This is a genomic window from Acetobacterium paludosum, assembly GCF_008086595.1.
Lineage (GTDB): Bacteria > Bacillota > Clostridia > Eubacteriales > Eubacteriaceae > Acetobacterium > Acetobacterium paludosum.
In genome coordinates this window covers 84,207-98,312 of record NZ_RXYA01000008.1, presented here as the reverse complement: position 1 = coordinate 98,312, position 14,106 = coordinate 84,207, and the positions used below count along the sequence as shown (strand labels likewise).

Genomic DNA, 14,106 nt, shown 5'->3' with positions numbered 1-14,106 from the left:
AGGAGGAATTAGGATGAGAATCGTTATTATCGGTGGAGGAGAAGTAGGCTCCTACATTGTTGCTCTGTTATTATCAAATGGACATGAGGTGTCTCTGATTGAACATGATGAAAAAACCTTTCACATGCTTGAAAAAGTCTTTCCTCCTGAAATACTTTTTTATGGAGATGGTTCAGATCCTGATGCAATGGAAAAAGCGAATATTGTTTCCGCTAATGTTGTTGCTGCCGTTACTGGTAACGATGAGACAAATTTAGTCATTTCAACCCTTGCTAAAATGGAGTTTGGTATTCCACGAGTTGTCGCCAGAGTTAACAATCCTAAAAATGCCTGGTTATTTGACAGTGGAATGGGTGTAGATATTCGTGTTAATCAGGCAGATATCATGGCCCATTTCATTGTTGAAGAAATGAATATAAAAGATATGTTTACCCTTTTAAAACTCACCGAAGGAGACTACTCGATTATTAAAATGAAGGTTGGAAGAAAGGCCAAAGCCGCCGATCAATTGTTAAAAGATTTATCACTTCCCAAACAAACAGTACTTATTTCGATTACTCATGATGAAGTATTGTCGATTCCCAATGGCGATACAAAAATTCTTGTCGGTGATGACATATTATTACTGGCGGATGAAGCAAGTCGAAAAGAATTGAATGAAATTTTTGACTAAATTCCGAAGGCGTTTTATTACAGAAAACATTTAAAGAGAATTGTATTTCTGAATCAAAGATAAAAGGAAGAATTTCAGATTTTATATTTTGAAAGGAAGAACAGTTATGATCAAAAATCAATGGTATGCAATACTCCCATCAAAAGCAGTTAAAAAAAATAAAATGCTTGGTGTAAAAAGGTTGAATTTAGACCTGGCATTATTTAGAAATACCAAAAATGAGCTTGGCTGTGTGGTCGATCAGTGTACTCACCGGGGTGCTGAACTCAGTAAGGGAAAAATAAAGGGTGACTGTATTCGCTGTCCCTTTCATGGACTTCAGTTTGATAAAAATGGAAAATGCATGTTCATCCCGGCAAATGGCAAAGCATCCACTGTCGATATCAGCCGCTATAATGTCAAACATTACTTGGTCAAAGAATCAAACGGAATTATATATCTATGGTATGGAGATGAAGAAAATGCCACTGGAGAGTTGCCGTTTTTTTATGATCATGTAGATGATTCCTATGTCTATAGTGAAATTGAAGATCATTGGAATTCCCATTACTCACGTTCTATTGAAAACCAGCTGGATGTTGTCCATGTTCCAATCGTGCATTACAATACGATAGGGAGAGGGAATAAAACCCTTATTAATGGACCTAAAGTAGAATTTGAAAATAATGTCTTAACAACTAGTGCAAATAATGAGGTTGATGAGGGACAAACGCCAAAACCGGCGGCGGAATGTATCATTAAAGAGACGTATCTGAGTTTTATGTTTCCCAATATGTGGATGAACCACATTTCTCATAAAGTTAAGGTCATCATCTATTTTGCCCCGGTGGATGAAGAAAATACAGTTTTGTATATCCGGTTTTATTGCAAAATAACAAATTCGAGAATAATAAATCGAATCATAGCATTCTTTGGAAAGTTTGCCAATCGAATCATCGAACGTCAGGATAAAAGAGTCGTCATTACTCAGAAGCCGAAAGCTTCAGCTTTAAAATCGGGAGAAAAGCTATTATCTGGAGATGGACCGATTATCAAATACCGAAGGGTGAGTGATGAGCTGAAAAATTCGGATAAGAGCTGAAACAGAATAGCATTATTCGGAGCTTTATAAAAAGCAATAAAAAAAACGGCTTGACTGGAACGCTGATTGCGGACCGGATCAAGCCGTTTTTTATTTGGTATTAATATTTTGATAATTCCGTTTGAATACCATTTGTTGTGACCGCTAAAAGCAGTTCTAAAAACTGTGCGGTTGGCATGTCTTTATCATTGGTGTACCATTTGGAAATAGTGCTGAGCATGGCCGCACTCTGGTATTCCATTAAATACTTCACTTCCAGCAGTTGTTGAGGCGTTAGCTTTTTATACATCGATAGTACCGCAGGAGTGAGTTTCTGCAAGACCTTCTGTCTGAATAGGGGGTCACCGTTCTCCCCTAATAGAACAGGGAGGTTGGTCTTGTTTTTTTCAAAGAACTCAAGAACCGATTTCAAAATAATTTTTTTGCGATCAGTATGTGAAAGCTTACCGCGAAAAAGCTGTTTGATTACAATTTTCTTAAAATCCTCAGTGGTAATAGTCTGCTCTTCAATTTCTTCCAGAATTTCGTATACGTCGATAAAATAAACATAAAAAGTCGAGCGATTATATCCGGCAAGGTCGCAAACCTCTTTTACAGAGATTTTCTCAATTCTTTTTTTGCAATATAACTGCCAAAATGAATCGATCAGATTTTGTCGGGTGATTTGAGCGGTCGTTGATAAAGGTTTGTTCATGGAGATATTACCTCGTTAACCATGTCGTTTATGATAATTATAAACCAATAGAGCAGGATTAACAAGAAAATCCGACACTTTGAAAAAGACTGTTGGTTGAATACGGGCACCATTGGGACTAAAATGAGGGTAATAGAAAAATCAAGAGGAGAACATTGAAAATGAAGATAGAAGTGAATCAAGTCGATAAATCTTTTAAAAAACAGCGGGTCTTGAATCGGATTAACTTAACCATTAATTCCGGGCGGATATTTTGTCTGCTAGGAGCATCCGGCTCAGGGAAAACAACCTTGTTGCGCATTATGATGGGAGCTATCCGCTCGGAAAATGGAACCGTTACAATCGGCGGAACCAAGGTGCCAAACCAACAACTTCTAGCAGAAATGGGTTATATGCCCCAAAATGAAGCACTGTATGAGGAACTGTCGGTATGGGAGAATTTGAAGTTTTTTGCGGGACTTCATAAATTGAATCGAAAGACATTCGAGAAAAATGCCGAAGAACTGCTGCAGGTTGTGGATATGCTGCAAGATAAAACTAAGTTGGTTCGTGATTGCTCGGGAGGGATGAAAAAAAGAATATCGTTAGCGGTGGCAATGATTCATCATCCAAAGCTGCTGCTGTTGGATGAACCGACTGTCGGGGTTGATCCAGTTTTGCGAAGAAGAATATGGGAGTATCTTAAGCAACTGAAGTCAAGCGGAGTTACTATTCTGGTTACGACCCATGTCATGGATGAAGTGACTCAGTGCGATGATGCTGCACTGCTTCGAAACGGCCATATTATTGCCCAGGATACCGTTGAAAATTTAATCGGAATGACACCAAATGGGAATATCGAGGAATTGTTTTTTATGGACGATCAGTCAGAAGTGGAGGGCGCAACATGTTAAGCATTGTTAAACGAATCCTGGGACAAATAAAAAACGATAAACGTTCGCTGGGACTACTGTTGTTTGCACCACTGCTGGTTTTAACTCTGTTGTATTTTATTTTAGGAAATTCGAACTATGTTCCACAAATTGCGACTTACGATATGAGTGAAAAATTCATTACAGAACTGCAACAAAATGCCGGGGTTATCGAGTTGAATGAAAAACCGGAGGCAAAAAACTATTTGGAGGAGAACGGAATCGATGCGCTGATTTGGAAAGATTCAGAAGGAACTCACATTGAACTGCTGGAGAAGAACTCCAAATCCGCCACAGCCTTAAAAGCCATTCAGGATACCAATAAAGTTTTGCAGCCTTCACAGAGTGAATTGCTGATCGAGTATGTTTATGAAACAGCGGATGACAATCAGTTAGATTCCCTCAGTTATGTTTTTCTCGGAGTTATCTCATTTTTCTTTGTTTTCATTCTTTCGGGGATGTCATTTGTACGGGAGCGTTTTGGACAAACTTTAGAGCGGATGCTCATGACGCCGATTAGCCGAATGGATATTATTGGCGGGTACACCTTCGGCTATGGTTTGTTATCGGCACTGCAAAGTGTGGTGATTATTTTATTCTCTGTTTATGTCTTGCACCTTCATGTGGAAGGTTCGGTATCGCTTTGTATTTTGGTAATGATTTTAATGGCCTTTTCGGCGGTATCTGTGGGAGCCCTAGTTTCTATTTTTGCAAACAACGAATTGCAGATGGTTCAGTTTATTCCGGTGGTGTTAATTCCGCAGATCTTTTTTTCCGGACTGATACCCATTGATACGATTCCCTTTGGATTGGGAAATCTGTGCTATTTTACACCGATTTACTATGGCTGTACATCACTGGAAATGATTATGATTCAAGGCAAGGGTTTTATGGAAATATGGCCCTGGCTGGTGGGTTCGGTATTATTTATCGGCGTACTGTTTATAGTGAATGTGATGGCATTAAAAAAATACCGAAGACTGTAATAAATATTTGGAGAATGCAATCAAGCGGTATCAAAATAACGACTGACGGTTAGCAGGGAGTTCCCACCGTTTATTTTTAGATAACGGTGGGAACATAGAAAATTAAAAATTCGGAGAATCTTCAGCATTTATCTTGTGAGGCTTCTTCCCCAAAAAACGGATGGCAGTTATAATCGCTCCAATGGCGCAAATGAAAGCTACGCTTAAGTAAACGCTTTTCATACCAAAGATAAAAACATCAGCTCTTCCTTTAACAAAATTAGAAACTGGATATCCTATTTTGTTACTCATTTGCAAATACAAAAGATTAGTGGACATGGTTACCCCAAAAACGACGCCAATATTTCTTACCAGAGAATTAACGCTGCCGGCGATACCGATCTTATCATCAGAGACGCTGGACATCACCAATACATTATTGGGAGGCTGAAACAGGCCGTTCCCGATAGCCATAATGATAACAAAAATAATAAACAGCCAGATGGGAGATGTTTCGGTTAAGCTTGACATGAGAAAAAGTGAAAAACTCAATAAAGTCAAGCCCAGAAAAGTGAGCATTTTCGATCCAATTTTGTCTGATAAATAACCGCTGATGGGTGAAACAACGGACAAGAATATAGGATAAACGATCATGGCTAATCCAGTCGTGGAAGGCGATAAATTCAATGCGTTTTCAAGATAAAATGGCTGAATGATTGTGAAACTGCCAATCGCAATGAATGAAATAAATCCGCAAAAGATACTAAGAGAAAACAAGGTGCTTTTAAAAATACTCAATTGAAGAAGAGGGGCTTTGCACTTATTTTCAATGAGAATAAATGCAACAAATGAAATGAGTGAAAGTGAAAGGCATAGCATAATGACGGGCTGGGTGTATCCCACCGTTCCTCCAATATTCAGGGAGAAAAATAAAAGTATAATTGTCAAAGCAAACAGTAGTGCGCCTTTAATATCAAGGGTTTCCTTTGCTTTTGGGACTGGTTTAGGCAGAACTTTTATCGCTAATATCAAACCAAAGATTCCGAAGGGTATATTAATAAGGAATATATAGTGCCAACTTAAGGCATCAACAATAAAACCGCCTAAAGTTGGTCCGGTCATCGATCCAATCGCTACAAAAGTACCAGAAATACCCAATGCTTTGCCTCTCTCATTTATTGGAAAGACCTGTGTAATTAAGCCATAGCTTGTGGCCATCGTCGCAGCCGCACCGATTCCCTGGATCATTCGGGCCATGAGCAAAATGATTAAAGAACCGGATAATCCACATAAGGCGGAACCAAAGGTGAATAGCCCAATACCGCAAATGAAAATTTTGCTGATTCCTTTTAGATCGCCGAGCCGTCCAAAAATTAAAATAGTTGAAGAAATAACAATGAGATAAATTGTTACCACCCAGGTGATGAGCTGAGTGGTGGTGGACAATGCATCCACCATACGGGGCATCGCAACATTGATAATACTGGTGTCCAAAGTTGACATAAATGTAATTAATACAATATCAAAAAGAATTAGTTTTTTGTTCGCTTCTGAGTGATCACCGATTTGTTGCATTTTTATCTTTCATCTCCTTATATTTCTAGCTAGATTGAACTATGCAAATTATTTTACCCCAATCGATCAAAACTGTCAATTATCATCAATTATCGTCATAATATAAGGAAAATATATAAATTCCGCTTAGTTAAGTAATTAAAGAAGTAGAAAGTTGCTGATGAAAATGGTACAATGTAAAAAGTGATTCCTAGTTTTGTATATGGAGCAACATCGTTATGAAGAAAATTGAGATAAAGACAAGTTTAATTTGATGTAATAGCTAGGATTTAATTATTTTAGGAGGGTTGGGCATAGTGAGTAATCATGACGACAAAATTACAATTGATACAATTATAGCAGATCAGCGAATAAAGCAAGGCGATCAAGCTTTAGAAGAATGTATTATAACATTATCTGAAAAATTGGAGCTTGCAAATAATCTTTTAAAAACAATTCTTGAAACAACTCATGATTTTATTATCTTTTGCTTAGATACAGAGTACCGGTATATAAGCTTTAACAATCGACATAAGGAGATGGCAAAATCTCAATGGGGAAAAGACATAGAGATAGGTACTAATTTGCTTGATCTCATAGATGACAATGAAGAATGGAAAAACATGAAAGGCTTTCTTGATCGCGTTTTATCAGGGGAACAGTTTTGTTCAATTGAAGAACATAAGGATAGCGAGGATAATATAATCCTGGGGAAAAATCATTGGGCCCCGGTAAAAAACAAAAATGGCGAAATTACAGGGATGGTATGTTTTATTCAGGATGTAACAGAAAATAAGAAATTCTTAAAAGCAATGCTTGAAGAGCGAAAAAATCAGGAAAATGTAGAATCGTTGACTTTTTGTGATCAGCTGACAGGAGCATATAATCGAAAGTATTATGATAAGGAATTAGAAAGACTGGATAATAAATCATATTATCCGCTGTCAATAATTTTACTGTCGGTTAGCCGTTTGGACCAGGTTAATGTTAAGTATGGACGTACAGTAGGGGATATTTTGATTAAGAAGGTCGCTCAAATTCTCAAGAATGTCTGCCGAGGTGATGATGTCGTTGCCCGACTGGAAGGTAATCAATTTGTTATTCTGATGCCTAGAACTGCAGGCGCGAATGTAGAACGGGCGATTAAGCGAATTAAAAAAAGTATGGATGAAGCAAAGGTGGAATCCATAAAACTGTCTGTTCCCTTTGGCTACTATACAAAATATGAAGAAACTGAAAATATTAATGCGATTTTTGAAATGGCTGAAAGGCAATTGGAACGACAAAAAGAATTGGAGTAATAAAGCTATTATATAATAACAAGTATCATTTTCACAAACATCTGTGACTCATTTAGAGTTGACAGGTGTTTTTAATTTGGGCTTGTGAGGCTTTATTAATCAGGTCTTAAAAAAAGAATTAAAATTTACTCTTGTAATGATATATTTAAGAATAAAACACTTGACATAAGAACATAAGTGTATTAGAATAATGTAAATTAAATATTTAGCATACTTATCGAAAGGTAAGGACGCAAAGCTTAAGGGTCTAAGTAATTTTTTATATGACAGCCAGTTGCGAATAAGATAGGTGTATTTGATATGCCTTAAGTGCAACGTGTCAGAACGTTGTTTTTTTATTGAAAGAAAAAATTTGAGATTATAATTTAATATTTAGCATACTTATCGAAAGGTAAGGACGCAAAGCTTAAGGGTCTAAGTAAATTTTTATATGACAGCCAGTTGCAGGTAGAAGGGGTATATTTAATATACCTTTAGTGCAACGCGTCAAAACGTTGCTTTTTTATTGCAAAAAAAGAATAAGGGGGTTAAATAATGAACCAAATGACGTTCTTTAATATTGTCGTTTTAGCAGTTGGAGCAATCATCGGCGTATGTATGGAGAAGTCCACAATCTATTTAATTCAAAGAAGAGTTAATACACTCATGCCTTATCGATTTTCAGGAAGCATTAGAAAAACAATGCTTTGGGCTGCCGTAAACACCATAGGCTGGTTTCTTCTTATTTTAATCAATGGGTTGCAATCCAATACGCTGGAATGCATGTTACTCTTTTCTGTTTGCATCATCCTGTCGGCAGTGGATATCAGTATTAAGAAAATACCAAATGAGCTCATCCTCATAACGTTGATCATTGGCGCGGCATTTTTAGTGACAGGTCAACCGATTGGTAACATAGAGGTCAATTTATTCGGTTTAGCATTAGGCTTTATTATATTCTTTTTACCGGCAATGATTGGAAAAGGAGCTGGTTGGGGAGATGTCAAATATGCTGCAGCCGTAGGCTTTTGTCTCGGGTTGTATGGAGTATTAACGGCAATCCTGATTATGACATTTTTCTTGATCATCTATACTGTTTACATTATTATCACAGGCCAGGGGAATTTGAAATCAAAAATAGCATTGGGACCATTTATGGCCTCTGGATTTGTGGCAGTGCTGGTTATAAATATGATAAACAGTCACTATTTATTATTTGATTTGGGACTACTAATCAATGGATAACATTCATGAGCGTGATAAAGTTTTCGGACTTTACATATAAAAAATAAGAAGGAGAAGGAAAATGAAAAACATGTTTGTAGAAATGATCACAGATGAAGAAGGCCAAGGTATGGTTGAATATGGTTTGATTATCGCCGGAGTCGCATTAGCTGCCATCGTTGCAATTTATGCATTGGGTCCAGTGCTAAATACTTTCTTTGTAAATATTAAAACTCAATTAACAACGCCGGCTGCATAAGTACAATCATTGGTATATTGGTTATGTGTATTAAAAACTGTTTTTTAATTTGGGAGTGTTAATCAATCGGCAACATTTATGAGCGTGATAAAGTTTAGGACTTTATATATTAAAAATGAAAAGGAGAAAGAAAATGAAAAACATGTTTGCGGAAATGATCAGTGACGAAGACGGTCAAGGAATGGTTGAATATGGTTTGATTATCGCCGGAATCGCATTAGCTGCAATCGTTGCAATTTATGCATTGGGGCCAGTGCTAAATACTTTCTTTGTAAATATTAAAACTAAATTGACAACACCAGCTGCATAAGTACAATCATTGGCATATTGGTAATGCATGTCAAGATCTGACTTTTGCATTGCTAATATGCTTTTTTTAATTAAATTACAATTAGCATGGATCAGTCCAGCTATTTTCCGATAGAATATTAATAGTTTCTTTATGAGCAGGATGCTATGCGTAAATGAGCATCGGGGAGGAAAAATGTTTGCAGATATAATCAGATGGATACGAAAAGAAGATGGCCAGGCGGTGGTTGAGCTAGCCATCACATTGCCGATTCTGATTATGATTTTGTGCGCGATTATTGATTTTGGCTGGCTGTTTACCAATCAGAATATCGTTGACAATTGTTCCAGAGAAGGCGCGCGTTTTGCCATTGTCCATTCATCAGGCACAACTGCAATTGCTGATCACGTTCGCGCTGTCGCTCCGGATTATATAGCCAATTCATTGGTAATAACGGTAACATTTACAAATCCTACAAATCCAAGTTTAGGTGATGTTAAGGTAGAAGTTAATGGCAATGTAAATGTGCTGACTCCCATTGTCGGTGTATTTGTCCACGGTGACACAATCAACTTAAGTTCATCGTGCACGATGAAAGTGGAATAGAGATGAGAACGGTCGTGAGGAATCTAAAACAAATTGCCATCATTAAACAATTTAAAAATAATGAATCCGGAAATGTTATAATTATTGTTGCTTTGTTAATGGTCGTTATTCTGGGCTTTGCAGCTCTGGTTCTTGATTTGGGGATGGTCTCTTTTACACAAACAAAACTGCAAAATGCTGCTGATGCTGCTGCTCTGGCTGGAGCACAGAAGTTACCAACTGCCAATACTGCTAAAGCCACAGCTAGCTCCTATGCCAGTAAAAATGGGGTATTATCTACAGAAGTTACAGCAACGAGCCCCTATAATGGTAACTCCAACAGGATTGAGGTTGTATGTAAAAAAACAGTAGTGTATTCATTTGCCCGAGTTTTGGGTTTAACACAAACTGAAGTATCAGCTCGAGCGGTTGCAGAAAAGTCAGGGTCTGGTTTAGGTGCTGCATTTGATTACGCAATTTTTTCTGGAAACAAATACCCAGATCCGCTTAGCTTTTCTGTTAAATTACAAAATGTTTTGACTATGTCAGGGTTAACTAATAGTGTGAATGGAAATATCCATGGTAATTTCAATGTAGACGCTAATACAAGCACCATTATCCATAATGGTGAAGGGGTTGGTACAGTAGTGGGCAATAATATTGCAAATAAACTACCTGGGTCGGCTTATATACCCATGCCTGATTATTCATCAGTACTTCCGACAATCAAAGCACAAGCGATTGCCGCTGGCCAGTATTATGCAGGCAATTTTTCCAGTGCAAACGCCAGTTCAATCAATCTTAACCAACCAGTTTACATAGAGGGAAGTGCAGATTTATCTGGAATTTCATTCAGTGGAGAAGGTTCCATCTATGCTAAAGGAAAAATAAAAATCACGGGCACCGGCGGAAGCTATGCTACAGAGAGTAAGTTATGTATATATTCAGGCTATACTTCCACAATAAAATCTGATGCCGCAATTGACTTCAGTGGCTCAGCACATGATTTCAAAGGTATTCTGTATGCACCCAATGGATCAATTTTAGTAACAGGTTCCAATTATACTTTTAATGGCAGTATTGTTGGTAGAGTTGTGGATATCAGCGGTTCAAATAAAACATTTCAATCAGCAGATGTTGCAAGTAGTTTCCCGTATTTTGCGCCAATTTTATTTAAACTAACAGAATAACTAGTTGATAGTCATGAAAGTTCAACTGATAGTGAAATGACATAACATTTATTGCATTTTAAATAGCGTGATATGTTCGAGGATATGAGTAAAATACGCGAAAAATGTCGTATTTAATGGAGAAATCAATGAAAAAACTTATTCTTATCGCCTTGGCGGTTTCAATTATAACAGGATTTGCAGTTTTTCAATTTGCATCCTCTCTGAAAGGCGGATCCAACCAAAAAACCCAGCCGGTTGTTGTTGCAGTAGAAACGATAGCAAAGGGAACAATGATATTGCCGGAAATGATCACGGTTAAACAAGTGCCGGTTGATTTTGTCAATGCTTTATCAGTTAGTAATGGGGAAGATGTTACCGGTCGAATTACCAGAGAAAGCATTGAAGCGGATGAACAGATTCTATCAACAAGATTAAGTGATGTCAATCAGGCGAATAACAGCTTGTCATATGCAGTTGATCAAAACTATCGGGCAATGACAATACAGACGGATGAAATAACCGGCGTGGCCGGTTATATCAGTAAAGGAGACCATGTTGACCTTATTGCAACAATGATTAATAGCGCCGATGAAAGTAAAAGAGTAATGTCACAAACCGTGATTGAAAATGTTGAGGTGCTGGAAGTCGGCTCAAAAGAAACCACTAAAAGTGGTGATGCGGCTACATCTGTTACCGTATTAGTTCCTGTACAGAGCATTTTAAAAGTAAACTATGCATTAACAGAGGGAAAATATCGTTTGATTTTGCGCTCGCCAGTTGATGGAACAATTGCGAATCCAGCTCCCTATGCACCTTGATCGATTAATTAAAAAATCGATCAAGGCAGATTCGATTTTTTAATGAAATGAGGAATAGCTTTGGAAAAGATAAAAGTAATGATTATCGGCAATAATGACAATCGAATATATGAAATAAAAAGTTTGCTTGGAAACGAGAAAATTGCGTTTATCGGCTTTTCAAAACAGGATGAAATGGCCCTTGATAAGGCGATCAGTCTAAAACCTCATGTAATCATTATTCAGTGTGAAAATGATTACCATGATGCGATTGATTCAGCAAAAAAAATCTATATAAAAATACCGGGTTGTGCGGTTATATTCTTATGTGATCGTTTTGATATGACGATGATTGAAGAAGTCATGCTGGCCGGGGTGCGCAAGGTTTTACAGCTTCCCATCGATGCCAAAACTCTGACAGAGAACATTGAAGTCGCTTATAATATTGAGAAATCACGGCTGGAAAATACCGATACCATTGCTACGAATATGCAGTCACGGATTATCACGGTATTCGGTGCAAAGGGCGGAATCGGAAAAACAACCGTTACCGTAAATTTAGCCGTGGCATTAGCGAAAATGAAAAAAAAAGTTGCGATTGTCGATTTGGATTTGCAATTTGGAGATGTGAATGTATACTTCGACATTGATCCCAAGAACACCATCGCAGAATTATCCCAGGGCAAAGATTCAGGGGATATTGATGCCATCAAACGAATCATGACATTACATTTTTCTGGAGTTAGTATCGTATGTGCGCCGAAAAGTCCCGAATATGCGGAGTACGTGACGCCAAATAACGTTGAAACAATGATTAATACCATGAGGCCGTATTATGATTATATTCTCATCGATACGACACCTCAATTCAATGATGTTACCATGACAGCCATTGAAAATGCTAATCTTGTTCTCTTAATTTCGGTACCGGATATATCAACCTTGCGCAATACGAAAATAAGCTTGAATATTCTGGAATCCCTGCAACAACGAGAGAAAACGGAAATTGTCATTAATCGAGTAACTAAGGGATTAATCAGCATAAAAGATATGCAGCGGGTTCTCGGTATACCGGCTAAAAACAATATCGCCCTTGATTTTAAAACAGCGGTCAATTGTCATAATAAAGGGGTGCCGATTGTACTGGATTCACCTAAATCAGAAATCGGAAAGGATCTTTTGAAACTTGCTAAAAATGTTGTCAGCAGGATCGATAATAACATGAGTTAGGAATAAAAAGTAAGGGGTGAAAACGATGGGGCTGCGGGAAAAAATGGAACAACAGCGAATCGGTCAAAACAAGAATAATCAGGAAGAGGGGAAAAAAGAGGAACATCACATTGATATTCATGATGATTTGAAAAATCGGGTCCATCAAGAAGTGATCAATGAAATAAACAACAATAAGATCGAAACGGTCAGCAAAGAGAATAAAGTAGAAATTTTAAAAATTTTAGAAAATATCATGGCAGTTGAAGCGGAAAACATAAACCATTTGGACAGAATAAGAATAACCCAGGAATTACTCAACGAGATTATTGGATATGGGCCACTGGAAGTGCTTTTAAAAGATCCTGACATAACCGAGATTATGGTGAATGGATATAATCGCATTTATATTGAAAAAAATGGAAAGATTCAGTTATCAGACGTTGTTTTTAAAGATAACCAGCATGTCATGAATGTCATCGATCGGATTGTATCATCGGTGGGCAGACATATTGATGAATCAAGCCCCATGGTGGATGCGCGATTGCAGGATGGATCCCGAGTTAATGTAGTCATTCCGCCGTTGTCACTGGTAGGGCCGGTTATTACCATCAGAAAATTCTCAAAAGTACCGATTACGGTAGAACAATTATTGGAGTTTGGCTCTATTTCTAAAAAAATGGTGGCTTTTCTAGAGGCTTGTGTAAAGGGAAAGCTCAATATTATTGTTTCCGGAGGGACCGGCAGCGGCAAGACGACCATGCTTAATGTTTTATCCAGCTTTATTCCTGACAATGAGAGAATTATTACCATTGAAGATTCAGCTGAACTACAATTATTGCAGGATCATGTCATTACCCTAGAAAGCCGACCAGCCAACCTTGAAGGTCGAGGTAAAATTTCAATCCGGGAGCTTGTTGTGAATGCACTCAGGATGAGGCCGGACAGAATTATTGTTGGTGAAGTTCGTTCGGCCGAAACCATTGATATGCTCCAAGCTATGAACACCGGGCATGATGGCTCTTTGACCACCATTCATGCTAATTCAGCCCGAGATTCATTATCGAGAATAGAAACAATGATTTTAATGTCCGGTATGGATTTGCCGCTTCGGGCAATTCGGGATCAGACGACATCGGCAATTGATATTATTATTCAACAATCCCGGTTGCGAGATGGGACAAGAAAAGTGGTCAACATTACCGAAGTCAATGGTTTAGAAGGTGAAGTTGTTGTGATGCAGGATATCTTTAATTATGAAATGACGGGACAGTTAGATAATGACGGTAAGTTCAAAGGCCAGTTTAAAAGCTTGGGCATAAAACCTCGGTGTTTGGGAAAAATTATGCATAATGGCGTCAAGGTTAATGATGACTGGTTTATTGAATAAGTCGGGTACAGAAAGGAATTAAA

At 37.8% G+C, this 14,106-nt stretch carries 15 protein-coding genes and 2 riboswitches; of the genes, 13 read left to right on the top strand and 2 right to left on the bottom strand.

The genetic code is table 11. From position 1 onward, the window contains the following. Nucleotides 1–13: 13 nt before the first annotated feature. Nucleotides 14–673, top strand: coding sequence for a potassium channel family protein (locus tag FZC41_RS09750; protein ID WP_148567225.1), 660 nt, complete (start codon nt 14–16; stop codon nt 671–673). A 106-nt stretch (nt 674–779) separates the two neighbouring features. After that, on the top strand, nt 780–1,754 hold the full coding sequence (locus FZC41_RS09745) for an aromatic ring-hydroxylating oxygenase subunit alpha (RefSeq protein WP_148567224.1): 975 nt from the start codon (nt 780–782) through the stop codon (nt 1,752–1,754). A gap of 100 nt (nt 1,755–1,854) precedes the next feature. On the opposite strand, the gene FZC41_RS09740 is transcribed toward FZC41_RS09745, so the two are convergent. Next, on the bottom strand, nt 1,855–2,448 hold the full coding sequence (locus tag FZC41_RS09740; protein ID WP_148567223.1) for a TetR/AcrR family transcriptional regulator: 594 nt from the start codon (nt 2,446–2,448) through the stop codon (nt 1,855–1,857). Between the two features lie 161 nt (nt 2,449–2,609). Between FZC41_RS09740 and FZC41_RS09735 the strand changes: the two genes are divergently transcribed. Together FZC41_RS09735 and FZC41_RS09730 are read left to right on the top strand one after the other, a co-directional pair. Then, on the top strand, nt 2,610–3,341 hold the full coding sequence (locus FZC41_RS09735; protein WP_148567222.1) for an ABC transporter ATP-binding protein: 732 nt from the start codon (nt 2,610–2,612) through the stop codon (nt 3,339–3,341). Next, nucleotides 3,335–4,345 (top strand): ABC transporter permease, encoded by a 1,011-nt coding sequence (locus tag FZC41_RS09730; protein ID WP_148567221.1) that lies wholly within the window; start codon nt 3,335–3,337, stop codon nt 4,343–4,345. The genes FZC41_RS09735 and FZC41_RS09730 overlap by 7 nt, the downstream gene beginning before the upstream one ends. Nucleotides 4,346–4,447: 102 nt before the next feature. Here FZC41_RS09730 and FZC41_RS09725 read toward each other — a convergent pair whose 3' ends face one another. Then, a complete protein-coding gene (locus tag FZC41_RS09725) occupies nt 4,448–5,899 on the bottom strand; it encodes an MFS transporter (protein WP_148567220.1) in 1,452 nt (483 codons plus the stop codon). Between the two features lie 296 nt (nt 5,900–6,195). On the opposite strand from FZC41_RS09725, the gene FZC41_RS09720 reads away from it, so the two are divergent. From FZC41_RS09720 to FZC41_RS09680, 9 genes are all read left to right on the top strand, one after another. Continuing rightward, complete coding sequence (locus FZC41_RS09720; protein ID WP_148567219.1) at nt 6,196–7,179, top strand: sensor domain-containing diguanylate cyclase; 984 nt, start codon at nt 6,196–6,198, stop codon at nt 7,177–7,179. Between the two features lie 197 nt (nt 7,180–7,376). Then, nucleotides 7,377–7,461, top strand: a riboswitch (cyclic di-GMP riboswitch). Nucleotides 7,462–7,543: 82 nt separating this feature from the next. After that, a riboswitch (cyclic di-GMP riboswitch) is annotated at nt 7,544–7,628 on the top strand. Nucleotides 7,629–7,713: 85 nt separating this feature from the next. After that, nucleotides 7,714–8,403, top strand: coding sequence for a prepilin peptidase (locus tag FZC41_RS09715; RefSeq protein ID WP_148567218.1), 690 nt, complete (start codon nt 7,714–7,716; stop codon nt 8,401–8,403). Nucleotides 8,404–8,464: 61 nt separating this feature from the next. After that, nucleotides 8,465–8,641, top strand: coding sequence for a Flp family type IVb pilin (locus FZC41_RS09710; protein WP_148567217.1), 177 nt, complete (start codon nt 8,465–8,467; stop codon nt 8,639–8,641). A 133-nt stretch (nt 8,642–8,774) separates the two neighbouring features. Next, entirely contained in the window at nt 8,775–8,951 is a 177-nt protein-coding gene (locus FZC41_RS09705; protein ID WP_148567216.1) for a Flp family type IVb pilin, read from the top strand. 174 nt (nt 8,952–9,125) lie between these two features. After that, nucleotides 9,126–9,536, top strand: a complete 411-nt coding sequence (locus tag FZC41_RS09700) for a TadE/TadG family type IV pilus assembly protein (protein ID WP_170253940.1) — start codon at nt 9,126–9,128, stop codon at nt 9,534–9,536. Between the two features lie 2 nt (nt 9,537–9,538). Then, nucleotides 9,539–10,705 (top strand): pilus assembly protein TadG-related protein, encoded by a 1,167-nt coding sequence (locus FZC41_RS09695; protein ID WP_148567214.1) that lies wholly within the window; start codon nt 9,539–9,541, stop codon nt 10,703–10,705. A gap of 128 nt (nt 10,706–10,833) precedes the next feature. Continuing rightward, nucleotides 10,834–11,505, top strand: coding sequence for a Flp pilus assembly protein CpaB (gene cpaB, locus FZC41_RS09690; RefSeq protein ID WP_170253939.1), 672 nt, complete (start codon nt 10,834–10,836; stop codon nt 11,503–11,505). Between the two features lie 60 nt (nt 11,506–11,565). Then, nucleotides 11,566–12,714: a CpaE/TadZ family protein gene (locus FZC41_RS09685; RefSeq protein ID WP_148567212.1), complete on the top strand. Its 1,149-nt coding sequence runs from the start codon at nt 11,566–11,568 to the stop codon at nt 12,712–12,714. 25 nt (nt 12,715–12,739) lie between these two features. Continuing rightward, nucleotides 12,740–14,083, top strand: a complete 1,344-nt coding sequence (locus FZC41_RS09680) for a TadA family conjugal transfer-associated ATPase (RefSeq protein WP_148567211.1) — start codon at nt 12,740–12,742, stop codon at nt 14,081–14,083. Nucleotides 14,084–14,106 lie beyond the last annotated feature (23 nt).

What these genes read in the sequence shown, in the direction of transcription:
- FZC41_RS09680 (WP_148567211.1), top strand. Translation starts at nt 12,740, where the DNA reads ATGGGGCTGCGGGAAAAAATGGAACAACAGCGAATCGGTCAAAACAAG.
- FZC41_RS09695 (WP_148567214.1), top strand. Translation starts at nt 9,539, where the DNA reads ATGAGAACGGTCGTGAGGAATCTAAAACAAATTGCCATCATTAAACAA.
- FZC41_RS09715 (WP_148567218.1), top strand. Translation starts at nt 7,714, where the DNA reads ATGAACCAAATGACGTTCTTTAATATTGTCGTTTTAGCAGTTGGAGCA.
- cpaB (WP_170253939.1), top strand. Translation starts at nt 10,834, where the DNA reads ATGAAAAAACTTATTCTTATCGCCTTGGCGGTTTCAATTATAACAGGA.
- FZC41_RS09735 (WP_148567222.1), top strand. Translation starts at nt 2,610, where the DNA reads ATGAAGATAGAAGTGAATCAAGTCGATAAATCTTTTAAAAAACAGCGG.
- FZC41_RS09710 (WP_148567217.1), top strand. Translation starts at nt 8,465, where the DNA reads ATGAAAAACATGTTTGTAGAAATGATCACAGATGAAGAAGGCCAAGGT.
- FZC41_RS09745 (WP_148567224.1), top strand. Translation starts at nt 780, where the DNA reads ATGATCAAAAATCAATGGTATGCAATACTCCCATCAAAAGCAGTTAAA.
- FZC41_RS09725 (WP_148567220.1), bottom strand. Translation starts at nt 5,899, where the DNA reads ATGCAACAAATCGGTGATCACTCAGAAGCGAACAAAAAACTAATTCTT.
- FZC41_RS09730 (WP_148567221.1), top strand. Translation starts at nt 3,335, where the DNA reads ATGTTAAGCATTGTTAAACGAATCCTGGGACAAATAAAAAACGATAAA.
- FZC41_RS09705 (WP_148567216.1), top strand. Translation starts at nt 8,775, where the DNA reads ATGAAAAACATGTTTGCGGAAATGATCAGTGACGAAGACGGTCAAGGA.
- FZC41_RS09700 (WP_170253940.1), top strand. Translation starts at nt 9,126, where the DNA reads ATGTTTGCAGATATAATCAGATGGATACGAAAAGAAGATGGCCAGGCG.
- FZC41_RS09750 (WP_148567225.1), top strand. Translation starts at nt 14, where the DNA reads ATGAGAATCGTTATTATCGGTGGAGGAGAAGTAGGCTCCTACATTGTT.
- FZC41_RS09740 (WP_148567223.1), bottom strand. Translation starts at nt 2,448, where the DNA reads ATGAACAAACCTTTATCAACGACCGCTCAAATCACCCGACAAAATCTG.